This window comes from Kitasatospora sp. GP30, assembly GCF_029892145.1.
In the GTDB taxonomy this organism is placed as follows: domain Bacteria; phylum Actinomycetota; class Actinomycetes; order Streptomycetales; family Streptomycetaceae; genus Kitasatospora; species Kitasatospora acidiphila.
On sequence record NZ_JARZAH010000001.1, the window covers coordinates 565,128 to 582,296 of the forward strand.

Consider the following 17,169-nt stretch of genomic DNA (forward strand, 5'->3'; position numbering starts at 1 on the left):
GCCGGGCTCGGCCCGAAGCGGGGACTTCTCCTCGATCTGCCTCTCTGCCGCGCAACCTTCATCGGCGACATGCCACGCGTACAGGACGCGCCGGGCTCCTGGGACACGGAGTGCGTAGTCGTCGGCCCACTGTGCTTGGTCAACGCCCAAGAGGCCGAAAGCCCGAGCCTTCGTACGATCACGAATCGGTTCGTGGCACCGCAGGCAGCGGGCGTAAGGACGGAAGACGACGAAGCGAGACAAGAGACCCCCAGTGCCAGCAATCCCCACCAGGATGCCGCACGCTGCTGTCAGCGCTTGCGGGGCCACCGCCGAAGGCTGCCTTTGGTCACTTTCCGTGACCAAAGGCAGTAGATGAGGATTGGGTAGCGCCTGCGAGGGTGCGACCAGTTTCGACTCTGTCCGCTGCTCCAGGGGGGCCATGAGCCTGCGATACTGGTGTGGCCACCGAGGGCCCAGCAGGACTCCAGTTGGCGGAGGCCGCCAGGCTGGCGGACCGCGTCGCAGCACGGAATTGGCACACATGGGGCCGAGAAACGCGGAGAAGTCGCGAGAGTCCCAGAGAGGCATTCTCGCAGGCCAGAGGCCAACTGGTCAGCGTTTCCGCAGGTCAGAGACTTGGCCGGAGAAAACTTGTAAAGCGGGGGTCGTCGGTTCGAACCCGACAGGGGGCTCAGCGTCCCGGCCCAGGTCGGGGGCCTCGGAAACGCAGTAGGGCCCGGACCGAGATCGGTCCGGGCCCTACTGGCATCTCAAACGGACATCAGCGGGTGTGCTGCCCTGCGAGGCGGAGCGGCGGCCTGATGTCACCCGGCCTCGCGCGATTGGTGGGCCTGGGATCCGGCAGTTGCTGAGCCGCTGTTCACGTGGGCACGGGCTCAGGGCATCGCCGGGTATGAACTCCCTTCTTACTGTGGGGAGTTCGTCGAAACCTTCGGCTCGGGTGGGCGAACTCGGCCGTGTCGGGCGTCCACTTGGTCGGGGGCGCCGGTCAGTAGTCGGTCGAAGTAGCCGAGCAGCAGGCTCTTCAGTTGCTCCCTCAGCGCCGGGACCTGTTCCTCCTCCGCCTCCACCAGGAGCGGGAGTACGCCCTTGTACGCGGCGAGTGTGACGGCGGCGCCGAGCTGCAGGCGGGCCTCCGGTAGGTCGGGTGCGTAGAGCGTGAGCAGTGCCTGGATGCGTGCGTGCGTGCTGACCATCAGCGGCGCCTGAAGGTCCATCACGTGGCCGGGGGCGTTTCCGCCGATGAAGAGGACCAGGCAGGCCGGGTTCTTGCGGTGGAACGCGACGATCGGTTCCAGGGAGGCGCCGAGCGCCTGGTCCAGCGTGACGGAGGTCGGATCCACGACGGCGAACGGCGCGAGCAGTTCGTCGAGGCTGTCGGCGTAGTACTCGGCGAGGGCGGCGGCGATCGCGTCCTTGTTCGGGAAGTACTGGTACAGCGAGCCGGGGGAGACGCCCGCGCGGGCGGCGATGGCGTTCGTCGTGGTGGCCGCGTACCCGGACTCGGCGAAGACCTGGCCCGCCGCCTCCAGTAGCTGCGCGATCCGGCGCTCCCCGCGCGCCTGGCGCCGCTTGGGGCGCTCCTCGGTCACGGGCGGCTTGCTGGCGGGGGTGGTCTCGGCGGTCACCTTGTCGATGGTAGGGCTCGTTGACGAATGCGAGCAATGACTCGTAATCTCAGGGAGCGGGATATGCGAGCAAAGACTCGCATTCTCTTCCCGTGATCCGGCCTGCCGTTTTCTGCCTTCCGCATGCTTTCCGCACGCCTTCCGCACGCCTTCCGTTTCGCCAACCGAACGCTCAGGGGGACAGCCATGTCCGCATCCGTCGACACCGTCGGCGTACCCGCCGACCCAGCAACCGAGGCCGCAACCCGCGCGCCCGGCCGGGCATGGACGCTCGCGATCGTCTCGATCGCGACCTTCATGCTCATGCTCGACCTCACCGTCGTGAACGTAGCCCTGCCCGACCTGCGCAACGCCCTCAACGCCGACTTCTCCGGCCTCCAGTGGGTGCTCGACGCGTACGCCCTCACCCTTGCCGCCTTCCTGCTGACCGGCGGCTCGCTTGCCGACCGACTCGGACGCAAGCGGGTCTTCATCACCGGATTCGCCGTCTTCACCGCCGCCTCGCTGCTCTGCGGCGCGTCGACGGACGTGCTCACCCTCAATCTCGCCCGCGGCCTCCAAGGCGTCGGCGCGGCCGTCCTCTTCGCCGTCGGCCCGGCGTTGCTCGGCCAGGAGTTCCGCGGCAAGGACCGGGCGATGGCGTTCGGCGTCTTCGGGGGTGTCTCCGGCCTGGCCATCGCCTTCGGCCCGCTCATCGGCGGAGCCCTGACCAGTGGGGTCGGCTGGCGCTGGATCTTCCTCGTCAACGTCCCCATCGGTGTGGTCGCGATCGTCCTGAGCGCGCTGCGCATTCGCGAGTCGCGCGAGCCCAGCGCCCACGGCGTCGACTGGGCCGGCCTGGTCCTCTTCTCCGTCGCCCTCGGCGCGTTGGTGCTCGGGTTCCTGCGCGGCGAGGCGGAAGGCTGGACCAGCCCGCTCATCCTCTGCCTCTTCGCCGCGTCGGCGCTGCTGCTCGCCGTGTTCGTCCTGGTCGAGCGCCGTCTCGGCGGGGCCGGGATGCTCGACCTCTCGCTTTTCCGCAACCGCACCTTCAACGGGATCTCGGCGGCCACGCTGCTGGGCAACGCCGCCGGCATGGCGTCGATCTTCCTGGAGGTGTCCTACGTCCAGAACGTGCTCGGCGCGACGCCCTGGCAGGCGGGCCTGCGGTTCCTGCCGCTGACGCTGGTGCTGTTCGTCGTCGCCGCGGTGACCGGCAGCCTGACGGTTGCCGTACCGCCTCGGCTGCTCGTCGGCACGGCGATGGCGTTGATGGCCGGCGGCCTGCTGGCGATCCGGCTGATCGACGTGCACAGCGGCTGGACCGCGATGCTGCCGAGCATGCTGCTGACCGGCGCGGGGATGGGCATGTTCAACCCGCCGCGCGCGTCCGTCTCGATCGGGGTGGCCGAGCCGGCGCGGGCCGGCATGGCCGCCGGGATGGGCGAGACCTTCCAGCAGGTCGGCATCGCGATCGGCATCGCGGGCTTCGGCGCGCTCTTCCAGCACCGCGTGGGCGACGCGTTCGCGGCGGCGGTCCCGGGGTTCCCTCCGGGCGCGCGGCAGGAGGTGGCGGCAGGGGCGGGCGAGCAGGTGGCGCAGGGTGCGGGCGCGCTTCGCGCAACGGTGGCGGAGGCGGCCCGCGCAGCGTTCGTCCACGGGCTCAGCGACGTCCTGACCATCTGCGCGGCGGTCGCCGCCTTCGCGTCGGCCATCGCCTTCACGACCCTCCGCCGCAGCGACCTCCACGAGAGCGCGGTCGCGCACTGACTCAGCGGCGCGAGGCTCTGCTCAACTGGCTCCCCAGGTTGTTGCCTGTGCCCACGGTTGATCAAGCTGTCCGCGGGACGGTGGTGCCGTCACGCAGCCGCTGAGGCCGGCTCGACGGGCGGAGGGGCGGACTTCGGGAGAAGCAGTAGGTGAAGGCCGGCCGCCAGGGTGCCGCCCACGAGGGGGGCCACGATGAAGAGCCACACCTGGGTCAGGGCCGTACCGCCGACGATGAGGGCGGGGCCGAGACTGCGGGCGGGGTTCACCGATGTTCCGGTCACCGGGATCCCGATGAGGTGGCACACGGAGAGCGACAGCCCGATGGTCAGTCCTGCGGCCGTGGCATTCGCGGTCTTGCTTGTCGCGCCGAGGACGATCAAGACGAAGAGGGTGGTCAACACCGTCTCGATCAGGAAGGCGCCGCCTGCGTTGATGTGAATGGGGCTGGCGGCACCCCAGCCGTCGGCCCCGAGGCCGGTGGCCGAGCGGCTGTAGAGGGGCGAGCAGGCGAACGTGCCCCAAAGGAGCAATGCCCCGAGGATCCCGCCGATGAACTGCGCAGCCCAGTAGCCGGCCGCCTCGAGCGGCCGGATTCGGCCGGCGAACAAGGCTCCGATGGTGACGGCTGGATTGATGTGACAGCCGGAGACGGGCCCGAGAACGTACGCCAGGGCCAGTAGGACGAGGCCGAACGCGAGCGCGGTAGCGACCACGCCGGCGGCGTAGCTGCTCCCAGTCGTGCCGAAGCCGAACGACAGGGTTGCCACCCCGACGCCGACATAGACGAGCAGTCCTGTTCCCAGTAATTCTGCGGCCAGCTTTCGGATCATGTTGTCCCTCTCCCGGATGGCACCGACTGCTGCGGTCTGCGAAGTAGGTCCAGGGCTCGGTCCAGAGCCACTTGGATACGCAAGGTCACTAGACCATGGCGCAGAGTAGTCGGCAAGTGCTCTGCCGGGCGTCGGCTCCGTGGTTGACGGCAGGTCAGGCCCGGCGCTCCCCCTCGCAGCGCCGGGCCTGACGGTGTTTGCGGAGACGGGCCGGGCGGTCGCTCGTGGGGGCCCGGCCCGTGCAGCGCAGTCAGTGGGTGGCGGGGATGTTCTTGACCAGGGTCTCGGTGAGGGCCACGCCGGCGGTGCCGGTGTTGTTCTGGTCGTTGTCGTACGTCGTCGCCACGATGTTGCCGACGCGGGCGGCCGCCAGGGTGCTGCCGCCGGTGAAGCTCGGCGAGGTGATGACCGCCTGGAGAGCCTCGTCCCCGACGCCGGGGAGGGGCTTGAGGGTGATGGTCGCGGTGTAGCTCTGGCCGCTCTGGGTGACCGTGAAGGTGTGGCACTTGGTGATGGCCTGCTTCAGGTTGGCCATGGCCGTCGCCGCGTCGTTGCCGCGGAAGGCGTCGAGCTCCTGGGCGAACATGTCCTGCGCGTCGTCCATGTAGTCGTTCTGGGCGAAGGACGCGTAGCCGATGCCCGACGCGTTGATCCAGCCCGCGCCGTTGAGCATGTTGCAGACCTGGGAGGCCGGGGCGGCGGACGGGGAGGTCGGCGGGTTGAAGCCGTCTCCGGTGGTCTTGGAGCCGCTGGGGTCCAGTCGGAGCTTCTGCGGGACGGCGGTGGCCGGCAGCAGCATGCCGTTGAGCTTCGTGCCGGTGGGCAGGCCGTCCGTGCCCGCGGCGGGGCCGGGGATCGGCGTGCCGGAGGACGCACCGGCGGAGGACGCCGCGGAGGCGGACGTCGAGGCCGCGGATGCCGGGGCGGCGGAGGAGTTCGCGGCTCCCGAGGAGCAGGCGGTGAGACCGAGAAGCGCGGCGGTGCCGCAGGCGGCCAGGGCGGTCCGGCGGAGGTGCTGAGACATGACGAGGGTGTGCGCCTTTCGGGCAGGGAAGCTGTGTGAGCGGCGCGCCAATAAGACCATAGCCTGTGAACCGCGTCAACAAGGACTATTTCCGTGAGGTGGGTTGTAGGATCGTGTTGAGTCGTAGCGCTGCCGGAGGGGGCCGCATCAGTGCCGGAGAACAGGACGGACGTCACTGCCGCTGGGATCGCACGGTTGGCCGGGGTCGGCCGCGCCGCGGTCAGCAACTGGCGGCGCAGGCATGCCGACTTCCCCAAGCCCGTCGGCGGCACCGACACCAGTCCGGTCTTCGACCTGACCGAGGTCGAGCAGTGGCTGCGCGACCAGGGCAAGCTCGCCCAGGTGCCGTTGCGGGAACGGGTCTGGCAGCAGGTCGAGGCGGACCCGGCCGGGGCGGCCGCCGCGCTCCGGCTGGTCGGTGCCGTCCTGCTGCTGCGTGACCACCCCGCCCGGTGGCAGCAGCTGATCGACGCGGACGACCGCCGGCTGGGCCGCGAGCTGCCCGAAGCGCTCGCCGAGGTGCTCCGCACCCGGCTGGGCGAGGGCCACCCGGTCCTGGTGCCGAGTCGACCCGAGCTGGCCGAGCGGCTGGCGCTGCTGCGCGGCGGCATGGAGCTCGCCAACGAGCTCGGTGCCCGTGAGGCGTACGAGTTCCTGATGGGGCGTCACCTGGAGTCCGGGCCCCGCCAGTACACCCTGACGCCGGCGCCGCTGTCCGAGCTGATGGCCGAACTCGCCGGCCCGGCGGAGCTGGTGCTGGACCCCGCCTGCGGGTTCGGCGGCCTGCTGGTCGCGGCCGGTCCCGCCGCCGTGGCCGGCCAGGAGGCCGACCCGGACGTCGCCGCGCTGACCGCGCTGCGCCTCGCCCTGCACACCGAAGGACCGGTGCGGATCAGGGTGGGCGACAGCCTGCGTGCCGACGCGCACACCGAGCTGCGCGCGGACGTCGTGCTGTGCCACCCGCCGTTCAACGAGCGCACCTGGGGGCACGAGGAGCTCGCCTACGACACCCGGTGGGAGTACGGGCTGCCGCCGCGGACCGAGTCCGAGCTGGCCTGGGTGCAGCACGCCCTCGCCCACCTGCGGGAGGACGGCTGCGCCGTGCTGCTGATGCCGCCCGCGGTGGCGTCCCGCAAGTCGGGTCGGCGGATCCGGGCGGACCTGCTGCGGCGCGGCGCGCTGCGGGCGGTGGTCGCGCTGCCCGCCGGAGCGGCCCCGCCGTTCGGGATCCCGCTGCACCTGTGGGTGCTGCGGCGCCCCGCGGTGGACGCGGCACCGCACCAGAGCCTGCTGCTGGTGAACGCCGCCGAGCGGCCGGACGGCGGGGAGAAGCTGCCCTGGCAGGAGCTGCGCGACACGGTGCTGGAGGACTGGTGCGCCTTCGACCGCGACGGCGCGACACCGGAACGGCCCGGCGTCAGCCGTACCGTGCCGTTGGTCGATCTGCTGGACGACGACGTGGACGTGACCCCGGCCCGGCACCTGCCGGTGCGGGCGGCGGGCACCGGCGAGACGGGGCCGGGCGAGGTTCGCGGCCGTCTGGCCGAGGCCCTGCGCAGCACCGTGGAGCTGGTGCCGATGGCCGGTGTGCAGGGCGCGCCCGCCCGCTGGCCGATCACCAGTGTCGGCGAACTGGCCCGGAAGGGCGCCCTGTTGATGCGCACCGGCGGGGCCGGCGCCGGGTTCGGCGGACCGCCGGTGCTGACCGAGCACGACATCGTGTCGGGCGGCGCCCCCTCCGGCGTGCTGCCCGAGGGCGAGGCGGAGGAGCCGGTGCTCACCCGGGCCGGGGACGTGGTGATCCCGGTGCTCGGCCGGGATGCCACGACGCGCGTGATCGACGAGGCCACGGCCGGCGCCGCGCTGGGCCGCAACGTCCACCTGCTACGACCCGACCCGGCCGTGCTGGATCCGTGGTTCCTCGCCGGGTTCCTGCGGAGCACCGCGAACAACCGGCAGGCCAGCAGCTTCACCACGACCGCGACCCGGCTCGACGTGCGCCGGCTCCAGGTGCCCCGGCTGCCGCTAGCCGACCAGCGGCGCTACGGGGAGCGGTTCCGTGCCGTCACCGCATTCGAAGAGGCGTCACGACGGGCCGCCAGACTGGGGGAACTGCTCGTCCAGGGGTTGTACGACGGGCTGACGGACGGGAGCATCAGCCCTTCCTGACATGGGCGGACGGGTTCGGCGACGGGGTCGGTAGGCTGACCCCGGCAACCGCCGATCACCCTCCGCCGAGCAGGAGCTGGCCCATGTACGGCCCCGTCCCGACAGCGCCGCCGCGCGGGCGTGGTGTGTCAGCGTGGCGGGTGCTCCTGCGGGTGCTGCTCACCGCCGTTCCGGTGCTGTCCATCGGCATCCTGGCCTGGGTGTCGATGCTGTGGCTGGCCCTCGTCCACCGTCGCACCCGCGACTGGTTGATGCTCGCCCTGGCGACGGCGACGGCCATCGGCGGGCTGGCGTTGATCGGGCCCTCGGACGGGCAGGGCTGGCAGACCACCGCCGGGATGGTGCTGCTGCTCGGGACCGCGGTGTTCGTTCCGGCGTACTTCCTGGCCGTGGAGCTGCGGCCGCAGCGGACGGTCGGGTTGCGGCCGCAGCGGACTGCCGAGTTGTGGCCGCAGCAGTGGACGGTCGAGACGGTTCCCGGTCAGGGGATCCCCGTGACACCGCCCGCTCAGGGGAGCACCGTCGTGCTGCCGCCGATGCAGCCCGGCTACCCTCCGGTCCTGCCGCGCCAGGACCGGATCGGCGAAGTCAGGGCCGGGCTCGACGAACTGAGCGCCTACCTCCAGCGGCAGGACGGCTCGTGAAGGGTCGGATCGTCGCCGGGCGCTATGAGTTGGCGATGCTGATCGGGCAGGGCGGCATGGGCCAGGTGTGGCTGGCGCACGACCGCACCCTGGACCGGCGGGTGGCCGTCAAACTGCTCCGGCCCGACCGGGCGCCCGGGGCGGAGGAGTCCGACGAGATACGGCGGCGCTTCGCCCGGGAGTGCCGGGTCACCGCCCAGGTCGACCACCCGGGGCTGGTCACCGTGCACGACGCGGCGAGCGACGGCGACGACCTCTACCTGGTCATGCAGTACGTCCAGGGCGCGGACCTGGCCGACCACTTGGCCGAGCACGATCCCTACCCCTGGCCGTGGGCGGCCGCCGTGGCGGCGCAGCTCTGCCCGGTGCTGGCCGCCGTGCACGCGGTGCCGGCCGTGCACCGCGACCTCAAGCCGCGCAACATCATGATCCGGCCCGATGGCACCGCGGTCGTGCTCGACCTCGGCGTCGCCGCCGTCCTGACCGACGACACCACCCGGCTCACCCTGACCGGCTCGCCCATCGGCAGCCCGGTGTACATGGCGCCCGAGCAGGCGATGGGCGGCGAGGTCGGCCCGCGCACCGACCTCTACTCCCTCGGCGTGATCCTGCACGAACTGCTCAGCGGCACGGTCCCGTTCACCAGCCCCTCGCCGCTCGGCGTGCTGCACCAGCACGTCTACGAGCCGCCACCCCCGCTGCGCCGGCTCCGGCCGGACGTGCCGGAGGCGCTGGAGGCCCTGGTCCTGCGGTTGCTCGCCAAGGATCCGCGGGACCGGCCGGCCGACGCGGCGGCGGTCCACCGGGCGCTGGTCCCGCTGCTGCCCGCGCCGGATCCGACCCTCCCTCCTTGCCCGCCACCGGGCAGGAGGGGCCCAGGGGACGACGCCGGCGCGCCGATGGACCCGACCCGGCCGCTCCGACTGCCGTACGCACCCTGGCACGGCGGTCTGCCGCGCCAGGCGCCGCCGCCGACCGCGCCCGCCGCCGTCCCGCACCCTGTGCCTGCCGCCGTCCCGCACCCCGCGCCATCCGCACCGGCCGCGGGGAACACCGGTACCGCCGCCGCCGTGGAGGAGGCCAAGCGACTGCTGGACGCGGGCCGGCTCACCCAGGCCGCCGGCGTGCTCGGAAACGCGCTGTCCGCGGCCGCGCAGGCGCACGGCTGGCACGCGCCCGTCGTCCAGATGCTGCGCAAGCACTATGCCGCGACCCTGCTGGAGGACGGTCAGTTCCACGCCGCACTCCCGCAGTTGCGGCTGCTGAGCGAGCAGCGCGCCGCCGAGGCCGGCCCGGCCGACCCGCAGGCGCTGCGGTTCCGCGTCGAGGCGGCGCAGTGCCTGGAGCACCTCGGCGACCAGGCTTCGGCGCTCGCCGAGTACCAGTCCCTGCTCCCGCTGCTGGAGCGGCACGCGGACGGGGACCCGGCCCTCCTACTGGAGGTCGGCCGCCGCACGGCGCAGCTGCTCATGGCGACGGGTGACCACGTCGCGGCCCGTGCGGCCCTGCACCGGCTGCTCCTCGAAACCGAGCGGCGCTACGGCCCGCACCACCCGCTCGCCGCCGAGACCCGGCGGGCCCTCGGCTGATCGGCCGAGCTGATCGGCCGAGCTGATGGCCGAGTTGACGGCCGAGTCGACGGATGAGGGCCAGGTCGCAGTCGCCTGGCCCTCATCCGTCGGTCCGGGGCTCAGCGGCGGCCCCAGCCGGCGGGCGGGGCGATCTTGCCCGTCATGATGCGGGAGTACTCGATGTTGCGCGAGCAGAGCGTCGGCGTCGCGAAGTCGAGGATGTTGGTCTCGATCAGGGTGACCCAGCCCATGGTGCCGTCGGTGTCGGACGGGACCCGCATGGTCACCCAGATCTCGATGGCCGCCCGGTTGCCGGAGACGATGGGCGTGCCCTGGATGCCGGACATGCCGGTCTGCGGTGCGGTGACGCCGACCCAGTAGTCGTGGATCTGCCGGCTGCCGCGGAACATCTGGTCGGGCACGGACGGGACGGACTGGTACTCGGCGTCTGGGGTGAAGAGCCGGACGACGGCGTCCGCGTCCTTGGTCTGCCAGGCCTTGAGGTAGGCGGTCATCCAGCGGGTCACGTCACGCTCGCGCAGGGCGGGGGTGTGGGCGGCGGCGGGGACCGCCGTGGCTGCGACGACGGCCGCAGGCACCGCGGTCGCCAGGCCCACGCGGAGCATCGTGCGGCGGTCGGGGAGAGCGGGCATGGTGCGGTTCCTCCTGGGTCGGCGGACGGCTCGCGGTGGCACCGGGCGGCGAACGGCACGAGGGGAGGGTGCGGGGAGGGGAGGGTGTGCCGTCGGGGGGCTGCACGCCCGGTGCGCTGGATCAGGATAGGTCGGGCTCGGGTCAGGAGCGGCCGGTGGTGGTGAAAGTCCAGGTCACAGCGTTCAGTTGAGGAAGTGTCACGATATAGCCGCACGACCGTTCGTCCATGATGTAGCGTCAGTACATCGACGGTCGAAGAGAAGGGGAGCGCGATGGACATCCGGGCCCTGCACACCCGGGCGCTGGAGCTGGCCACGGGGGTGGTCGACCAGGTCACCGCCGACCAGCTGAGTCGGCCCACGCCGTGCGCCGACTGGCGGTTGGGGGAGCTGCTGGCGCACATGATCGGCCAGAACCACGGTTTCGCGGCCGCCGCCCGTGGTCTGGGGGACGATCTCCACCAGTGGCGCGACCGTCCCTTCCCGGGGGCGCCGGCGCGCAGTTGGGCGGCCTCGGTCGCGGATGTCGCCGAGGCCTTCGCCACGGCCGCGGCGCCGCTGCGGATCCCGGAGATCCGGCCCGGCATGGACATCCCCGCCGAGACCGCGATCTCCTTCCACTACCTGGACACCCTGGTGCACGGCTGGGATGCGGCCGTCACGCTCGGCCTGCCGTTCGAGCCGCCGCCGGAGCTGGTCCGGGCGGTCCTGGCGGTGGCCATCCGGGTGCCCGCCGGGCCGGACGACCGCCGGCCCGGCGCGGCGTTCCGCGGGGTGCTGACGCTCGACACCGGCGCGCCCGAGTTCCACCAGGTGCTGGCCCTGCTCGGCCGGGACCCCGGCTGGCGGCCCACCGGGCAGCGGGTGTGACGGCCGCTCAGCGGCGACTGGCGTGACGGTCGCTCACCCGGCCGCGGGCGTGACGGCCACTCAGCGGCGCAGCACGCCGTGGTCGGACAAGGCCGCCCAGCGGCGCAGTTCCTCGTAGCCGAACAGCCCGGCCAGCAGCACGGCGATGACGGCGGTCTGGACCGCCCCGCAGTACAGGTGGCCCAGCAGCGTGGTGGCCCCGGCCGCCGGGGCGGCCAGCAGCCGGGGCAGTCGGGGCGTCAGCTCCAGGGCCCGCCGGATCGCCGTGTTGGTGGCCAGGTAGAGCACCACCCCGCCGGCCAGCGCGCCGGCGAACGGCCAGGTCAGCGGCTCGGTCGGGGCGTCGAGCGCGACCCGGATGCCGGCCGTGAAGAGCAGCACCCCGAGCAGCAGCCCGTAGTGGCCGAGGTTGTAGACGCTGACCGCTATCCGGTTGCGCGCGTCGTCCGGCAGGCCTGCCAGGATCCGTTCGGCCTGCTCGTCGTCGTCATGCCCGAAGTACGCCCACCAGAGGGCGACGCAGACCGCCAGCGCGAGCAGCGCGGTGGTGAGCGGGCCGGCCGACAGGCTGCCGGCACCGGTGCCCAGGGCGATCACCGACTCACCGAAGGCGATGATGATCACCAGGCCGTGCCGCTCCACGAAATGGTCGGCGCGCAGCTGGAAGTTGGGCAGGTCGATCACCCGGGGGGTGACGAACTGCAGGGCGAAGGCCAGCGTCCAGACGCTGAGCTGCGCCGACCCGGTGAGGTAGCCGCCGAACACCACCACGCTGGCGTTCGCCGTGTTGAGCACGCCCATCCGCACCACCGTGTACCGGGCCACGCCGTGCACCGCGAACATCCCCGTGTGCAGCACCACCACGACCAGGTAGGCCCAGCCGAAGGCGATGCCCTCGCCCTCGAAGGCGTGCGGAATGGTCAGCGCGATCACCAGGAAGCTCACCATGGTGAGCAGCAGCAGCCCGCGCCTGGGGTGGGTGTGGGGCGGCATCGCGTTGGTGACCCAGGTGAACGCGTCGTACATCCACCAGATCACCGCCAGCATCACCACCACCCTCAGCAGGCCGGACACGCTGAGGTGGTGCACCAGACTGGAGCTCAGCTGGGTGATGGTGAAGACGAAGACGAGATCGAGGAAGAGCTCCAGCGGCGAGACCCTGAGCGTGTCCGGCTGAAGCGTGTCGGATTCGGAGGTCACTTCGGTGGTCACCACGGGAGTATCGGGCACGTGTTCGCCAACCGGACGAACGGGGTATCGGATGACGGCGCGTCAGACGGTCCGAGGGGTGTCAGTCGGGGTCGCCGGGCCTACTCGCGTCCGCCGGGCCGTCGAACAGCACCCAGCGCTCCGACCAGCCCACCTGGTCCGGTTGGTAGGCGTGGTAGAGCCCGGGGAAGACCACGAAGGCCGCGGGCGCCCGCACCGGCAGCCGGGGGCGCGGCGGGTCTCCCCACTCCAGCCAGCCGGCGCCCCGGGTGACCAGCATCAGGCCGTAGCGGTTCAGCACCCGGCCGTCGAACTCCATCCGCCGCACCTGCTGCCAGCCCACGCCCAGGCAGGCCAAGCCGAGCCGGCGGTGGTCCGCGGACGGGGTCGGATACTGCGCGAAGCTGCGCACGGATCCTCCTGGCGCGTCCTGGAAGGGGCTCCAGGATGCCGCCGGGAGTCTCGGAAAGTCCAAGGGATGGGCAACAGCCGTGGTCAGCGCGGTGCGGATGGCCGCAGAGAAGTCCATGGTCTGCTGGAGAAGAGTTCAACCGCGGTGACCCGCCGTCCGCGAGCATGGAGCCCGACCGGGAACACGACCACGAGGAGTCCGCTGCCGATGCCCAGCCTGACCTACGACCGGGACGGCTTCGCCCTGGACGGCGCGCCGCTGCGGATCCTCTCCGGCGGCCTGCACTACTTCCGGGTGCTGCCCGAGCAGTGGGACGACCGGCTCGCCCTGCTGCGCGCGATGGGCCTCAACACCGTTGAGACCTACGTGCCGTGGAACCTGCACGAGCCGAGCCCGGGGACGTACGACTTCACCGGCCGGCTCGACCTGGCGGCCTTCCTGCGGGCCGCCGAGCGCCAGGGCCTGCACGCACTGGTCCGGCCCGGCCCGTACATCTGCGCCGAATGGGAGTTCGGCGGGCTGCCGGCCTGGCTGCTGAAGGACCCGGGGATCCGGCTGCGCTGCGCCCACCCCGGCTACCTGGCCGCCGTGGACCGCTGGTTCGACGAGCTGCTGCCCCGGCTGCTCCCGCTGCTGGCCGAGGACGGCGGGCCGGTGCTGGCGCTCCAGGTGGAGAACGAGTACGGCTCGTACGGCACCGATGCCGACTACCTGCGCCACCTGGCCGACGGGCTGCGCCGGCGCGGCGCGCGGAGCCTGCTGTTCACCTCGGACGGCCCGGAGCACTCGATGCTGCAGGGCGGCATCCTGCCCGGCGTGCTGCCGACCGCCAACTTCGGCGACCGGGCGGCGGAGTCCTTCGCGGTGCTGCACGCGTACGCCCCGGACGCGCCGCCGGTCTGCATGGAGTTCTGGAACGGCTGGTTCGACCACTGGGGCGAGCGGCACCACACCAGGGACGCGGCGGACGCCGCCCGGGTGCTGGACGAGATGCTCGCGGCCGGCGCCTCCGTCAACCTCTACATGGCCCACGGCGGCACCAACTTCGGCCTGCTGAACGGCGCCAACCTCACCGACGGCCGTCTGGAGCCGACCGTCACCAGCTATGACTACGACGCCGCGATCAGCGAGGACGGCCGACCCACCGCCAAGTTCTGGGCGCTGCGTGAAGTGTTCGGCAAGTACACCGAGTTGCCGCCACCGCCCGTCGACACCGCGCCCCAGCGGCCGGCCCCGCGCACCCTGGCGCTGGGCGACCCGCGGCCGCTGCTCGACCTGGCCGCGGCGACCGTCGAGCCGGTGCGGGCGCCGTACCCGATGGGCATGGAGGAACTCGACCAGTCCTACGGCTTCGTGCTCTACCGCTGCTACGTCAGCGGGCCCCGGGAGCCGGAGGAGCTGGTGGTGGACGGTCTGGGCGACCGGGCCCAGGTGTTCCTGGACGGCCGCCCGGTCGGGGTGTTGGACCGCACCGGTCGCACCGGCGGCCCGATCGAGCTGGGGGTGCCGGCCGGCGGCGCCCGGCTCGACCTGCTGGTGGAGAACCTGGGCCGGGTCAACTACGGTCCCGGGCTGGCCGATCGCAAGGGCATCACCGGCGGGGTCCGGCTGGGGCGGCAGTTGCTGATGGGGTGGCAGATGTTCCCGCTGCCGCTCGACGACCCCGGGGCGTCCTGGAGCTCGGCGGCAGCCGTTCCGGTGGCCGGCCAACCGGTGCTGCGGCGCGCCGAGTTCGACGTCGAGGAGCCGGCCGACACCTTCGTCCACACGGCCGGCCACGGCAAGGGCCTGTGCTGGGTGAACGGCTTCCTGCTCGGCCGGTTCTGGGACATCGGCCCGCAGCAGACCCTCTACCTGCCCGCCCCGCTGCTGCGGCCGGGCCGCAACGAGCTGGTGCTGCTGGAGCTGGACGGCCCGCGCGGGGACGGCCTCGACCTGGTGGCCGAACCGGTGCTGGACCGGCTCGGGAGCTGATCGGCCGTCAGGCCTGCCTGGTCGGCAGCACGATCGCCTGGCGCAGGTTCACCGCGGCGCGGCGGCTGGTCGTCCAGGCGATCAGGTCGGCGATGTCCTCGGCGGTCAGCGTCGGGATCGCCTTGAACATGCCGGCCAGCTGGTCGGCGAGTTCGGGATTGGCGACACCGTCGGCCAGCTCGCTCTCGGTCAGGCCGGGCTCGACATTGGTCACCCTCACGTCCAGCGGGCCGAACTCGGTGCGCAGCACGGCGGACAGGTGGCTCAGCGCGGCCTTGGTGGCGCCGTACACCGCATAGCCGGGGAACGGCACGTGGGCGCCGATTGAGGAGACGTTCACCAAGTCGGCGGTGCGGCCCGCGGCGGCTGCCGCCACCAGGTCGGTGCGGAAGGCGTGGATCACCCGCAGCGCGCCGGTCAGATTGGTGTCGATCATCCGGGCCCAGTCTCCGTCGGGCTCGGAGCGCGGGTGCTCGGTGGCCACCGGGTTGGGCAGCATCACGCCGGCCGCGTTGACCACCAGGTCGACCTGGCCCCAGGCCTGGTGGACGGCGGCGGCGGCCTGGTCCACCGACTGCTGGTCGGTGACGTCCACCGGCACGGCCAGGGCCTGGCCGCCGGCCTCGGTGATCGCGGCGGCCAGCGCGTCGAGCCGGCCGGCCCGGCGGGCCAGCAGTGCCACCCGGGCGCCGTTGGCGGCGAGCAGCTTGGCGGTGGCCTCGCCCATGCCGGAGGCGGCTCCGGTGATCACGGCGGTGCGGTCGGCGAGCGCGGGGTAGTGGGACATGCGGGGCTCCGTATCGGAAGAAGTCGAGTGCGGTGCTGACGACTTCAATGCTGCGGTCAGGCGGCGCGGCGACCCAGGGTGGCGTTGTTCCTGGGTCTGCCAGACCCAGGATCCGCCGCCGCAGTCCCGGACCGCCGGAAGCCGGAACGGCTGTCGCCCGGGCGGCCTAATCTGGATCGCATGGAGAACACGCTGGGGGAGTTCCTGCGATCGCGTCGGGCCCGGATCCGGCCGGAGGATGTCGGCCTGCCGTCGTACGGGCGGCGCCGGGTGCCGGGGCTGCGCCGCGAGGAGGTCGCGCAGCTGGCCGGGGTCAGCGCGGACTACTACGTGCGACTGGAGCAGGGGCGCGGGCCGAGCGTCTCGGACGCGGTGCTGGACGCGGTGGCGCGGGTGCTGGGGCTGAACGGGGTGGAGCGCGAGCACCTGGGGCTGCTGGCTCGGCCGCCGCGCGACGGGGTGCGGCCGGCCGCGCCGGGCGGCGAGGCGGGGGTGCGGCCGGGGGTGCGGCTGCTGCTGCACCGGATGACGGAGGTGCCGGCGTTCGTGCTCGGCCGGCGGATGGACGTGATCGCCTGGAACGCGCTGGGGGACGCGGTGAACGGCTTCGCCGCGCTGCCGCCCGGGGAGCGCAACCAGGCCTGGCAGGCGTTCCGGAACCCGCGGGCCCGGGAGCTCTACCCGCAGTGGCCGACCGTGGCCGAGGAGACCGTCTCCTACCTGCGATTGGACGCCGGGCGGCACCCCGACGACCCCCGGCTGGCCGAGCTGGTCGACGAACTCTGCGAGCACAGCCCGGAGTTCCGCCGGCTCTGGGCCGACCATGAGGTGCGGGAGAAGAGTTGGGGGCGCAAGCTGCTGCGGCACCCGCTGGTCGGGGAGTTGGACTTCGGCTACGAGACGCTGGCGCTGCCGGGCGAGACGGAGCAGCGGCTGGTGGCCTACACCGCGGAGCCGGGCAGCCCGACCGCGCAACGGCTGGCGCTGCTGGCGAGTTGGGCGGCCGGATCTGCCGAGCAGCTGGAGGTGGACGCATGACCGGGCAGCGGGCCGACGGCCCGATCGAGTGGCTGACCGTGGCGAGTCCGCTGCCGAGCGGGCCGCTGGCGGTCGGGGTGACCGAACTCGGGGTGGCCGCAGTGCAGTTCCTGGCCGACACCCTGCCGTCCGGCCTGCCGCAGGCCCGCGACGGGCGCCGCACGGCGGCCGTGTGCGCCGCCTTCGAGGCCTACTTCGCAGGCCGCGCGCGCCGGTTCGAGCTGCCGCTGGACTGGCGGCTGACCGACGGGCCGCACCGCACCGTGCTGCAGACGCTGCACGGCACCGTGCCTTACGGCGAGACCGTGACGTATGGTCAACTGGCCCGGCGCAGCGAGGCGTTCCCCGATCTCACGGAGAGCCCGGGGCTGGCGGCGCGGGCGGTCGGCCAGATGATGGGCGCCAATCCGCTGCCGGTGCTGGTGCCCTGCCACCGGGTGGTGGCGGCGGACGGGCTGGGCGGGTTCGGCAGCGGGCGGGTCGGGCTGGACGTGAAGCGCTGGCTGCTGACCCTGGAGGGCTGGTTGGCCCCGACCCTGGACTGGGACGGGCCGAGCTGAGCGGTGGGGATTGTGGCCGGCCCCGAAACAGTAATGGGCGGCCGCCGA

Annotated in this window: 15 protein-coding genes; 8 read left to right on the forward strand and 7 right to left on the reverse strand. The window is 72.6% G+C overall.

What is annotated here, in order from left to right; genetic code table 11:
• Positions 1-908: 908 nt before the first annotated feature.
• Positions 909-1,631: a TetR/AcrR family transcriptional regulator gene (locus tag P3T35_RS02630; RefSeq protein WP_280704012.1), complete on the reverse strand. Its 723-nt coding sequence runs from the start codon at positions 1,629-1,631 to the stop codon at positions 909-911.
• 186 nt (positions 1,632-1,817) lie between these two features.
• Here P3T35_RS02630 and P3T35_RS02635 point away from each other — a divergent pair, with 186 nt between their 5' ends.
• Positions 1,818-3,380, forward strand: coding sequence for an MFS transporter (locus tag P3T35_RS02635; protein ID WP_180356521.1), 1,563 nt, complete (start codon positions 1,818-1,820; stop codon positions 3,378-3,380).
• A gap of 89 nt (positions 3,381-3,469) precedes the next feature.
• On the opposite strand, the gene P3T35_RS02640 is transcribed toward P3T35_RS02635, so the two are convergent.
• Together P3T35_RS02640 and P3T35_RS02645 are read right to left on the reverse strand one after the other, a co-directional pair.
• A complete protein-coding gene (locus P3T35_RS02640; RefSeq protein WP_101381196.1) occupies positions 3,470-4,210 on the reverse strand; it encodes an aquaporin in 741 nt (246 codons plus the stop codon).
• 250 nt (positions 4,211-4,460) lie between these two features.
• Complete coding sequence (locus tag P3T35_RS02645; RefSeq protein ID WP_143676854.1) at positions 4,461-5,234, reverse strand: hypothetical protein; 774 nt, start codon at positions 5,232-5,234, stop codon at positions 4,461-4,463.
• A gap of 150 nt (positions 5,235-5,384) precedes the next feature.
• On the opposite strand from P3T35_RS02645, the gene P3T35_RS02650 reads away from it, so the two are divergent.
• The 3 genes from P3T35_RS02650 to P3T35_RS02660 all read left to right on the forward strand — a co-directional run bounded on the left by P3T35_RS02650 (position 5,385) and on the right by P3T35_RS02660 (position 9,636).
• Positions 5,385-7,403, forward strand: coding sequence for an N-6 DNA methylase (locus P3T35_RS02650; RefSeq protein WP_101381199.1), 2,019 nt, complete (start codon positions 5,385-5,387; stop codon positions 7,401-7,403).
• An 83-nt stretch (positions 7,404-7,486) separates the two neighbouring features.
• On the forward strand, positions 7,487-8,047 hold the full coding sequence (locus P3T35_RS02655; protein ID WP_101381200.1) for a hypothetical protein: 561 nt from the start codon (positions 7,487-7,489) through the stop codon (positions 8,045-8,047).
• A complete protein-coding gene (locus tag P3T35_RS02660; protein WP_101381201.1) occupies positions 8,044-9,636 on the forward strand; it encodes a serine/threonine-protein kinase in 1,593 nt (530 codons plus the stop codon). Before P3T35_RS02655 ends, P3T35_RS02660 begins: the two co-directional genes overlap by 4 nt.
• Before the next feature lie 101 nt (positions 9,637-9,737).
• Here the strand turns inward: P3T35_RS02660 and P3T35_RS02665 are convergent, their stop codons facing one another.
• Complete coding sequence (locus tag P3T35_RS02665; protein WP_101381202.1) at positions 9,738-10,271, reverse strand: nuclear transport factor 2 family protein; 534 nt, start codon at positions 10,269-10,271, stop codon at positions 9,738-9,740.
• A 273-nt stretch (positions 10,272-10,544) separates the two neighbouring features.
• Between P3T35_RS02665 and P3T35_RS02670 the strand changes: the two genes are divergently transcribed.
• Positions 10,545-11,141 (forward strand): TIGR03086 family metal-binding protein, encoded by a 597-nt coding sequence (locus P3T35_RS02670; protein WP_101381203.1) that lies wholly within the window; start codon positions 10,545-10,547, stop codon positions 11,139-11,141.
• A 60-nt stretch (positions 11,142-11,201) separates the two neighbouring features.
• Here P3T35_RS02670 and P3T35_RS02675 read toward each other — a convergent pair whose 3' ends face one another.
• Both P3T35_RS02675 and P3T35_RS02680 read right to left on the reverse strand, forming a co-directional pair.
• Positions 11,202-12,353 (reverse strand): low temperature requirement protein A, encoded by a 1,152-nt coding sequence (locus P3T35_RS02675; RefSeq protein ID WP_180356522.1) that lies wholly within the window; start codon positions 12,351-12,353, stop codon positions 11,202-11,204.
• Positions 12,354-12,432: 79 nt separating this feature from the next.
• Positions 12,433-12,762: an AraC family ligand binding domain-containing protein gene (locus P3T35_RS02680; protein WP_280704017.1), complete on the reverse strand. Its 330-nt coding sequence runs from the start codon at positions 12,760-12,762 to the stop codon at positions 12,433-12,435.
• 207 nt (positions 12,763-12,969) lie between these two features.
• Here P3T35_RS02680 and P3T35_RS02685 point away from each other — a divergent pair, with 207 nt between their 5' ends.
• Entirely contained in the window at positions 12,970-14,736 is a 1,767-nt protein-coding gene (locus P3T35_RS02685; protein ID WP_101381206.1) for a beta-galactosidase family protein, read from the forward strand.
• A 7-nt stretch (positions 14,737-14,743) separates the two neighbouring features.
• Here P3T35_RS02685 and P3T35_RS02690 read toward each other — a convergent pair whose 3' ends face one another.
• Positions 14,744-15,523 carry an SDR family oxidoreductase gene (locus P3T35_RS02690; RefSeq protein ID WP_101381207.1) on the reverse strand — a complete coding sequence of 260 codons (780 nt, stop codon included), beginning with the start codon at positions 15,521-15,523 and terminating at the stop codon, positions 14,744-14,746.
• A gap of 180 nt (positions 15,524-15,703) precedes the next feature.
• Here P3T35_RS02690 and P3T35_RS02695 point away from each other — a divergent pair, with 180 nt between their 5' ends.
• Entirely contained in the window at positions 15,704-16,561 is an 858-nt protein-coding gene (locus P3T35_RS02695; protein WP_101381208.1) for a helix-turn-helix transcriptional regulator, read from the forward strand.
• Positions 16,558-17,121 (forward strand): methylated-DNA--[protein]-cysteine S-methyltransferase, encoded by a 564-nt coding sequence (locus P3T35_RS02700; RefSeq protein ID WP_101381209.1) that lies wholly within the window; start codon positions 16,558-16,560, stop codon positions 17,119-17,121. The genes P3T35_RS02695 and P3T35_RS02700 overlap by 4 nt, the downstream gene beginning before the upstream one ends.
• Positions 17,122-17,169 lie beyond the last annotated feature (48 nt).

Coding starts and splice junctions, on each gene's coding strand:
- P3T35_RS02635 (WP_180356521.1), top strand. CDS start 1,818: ATGTCCGCATCCGTCGACACCGTCGGCGTACCCGCCGACCCAGCAACC.
- P3T35_RS02640 (WP_101381196.1), bottom strand. CDS start 4,210: ATGATCCGAAAGCTGGCCGCAGAATTACTGGGAACAGGACTGCTCGTC.
- P3T35_RS02645 (WP_143676854.1), bottom strand. CDS start 5,234: ATGTCTCAGCACCTCCGCCGGACCGCCCTGGCCGCCTGCGGCACCGCC.
- P3T35_RS02655 (WP_101381200.1), top strand. CDS start 7,487: ATGTACGGCCCCGTCCCGACAGCGCCGCCGCGCGGGCGTGGTGTGTCA.
- P3T35_RS02665 (WP_101381202.1), bottom strand. CDS start 10,271: ATGCCCGCTCTCCCCGACCGCCGCACGATGCTCCGCGTGGGCCTGGCG.
- P3T35_RS02670 (WP_101381203.1), top strand. CDS start 10,545: ATGGACATCCGGGCCCTGCACACCCGGGCGCTGGAGCTGGCCACGGGG.
- P3T35_RS02685 (WP_101381206.1), top strand. CDS start 12,970: ATGCCCAGCCTGACCTACGACCGGGACGGCTTCGCCCTGGACGGCGCG.
- P3T35_RS02690 (WP_101381207.1), bottom strand. CDS start 15,523: ATGTCCCACTACCCCGCGCTCGCCGACCGCACCGCCGTGATCACCGGA.
- P3T35_RS02695 (WP_101381208.1), top strand. CDS start 15,704: ATGGAGAACACGCTGGGGGAGTTCCTGCGATCGCGTCGGGCCCGGATC.
- P3T35_RS02700 (WP_101381209.1), top strand. CDS start 16,558: ATGACCGGGCAGCGGGCCGACGGCCCGATCGAGTGGCTGACCGTGGCG.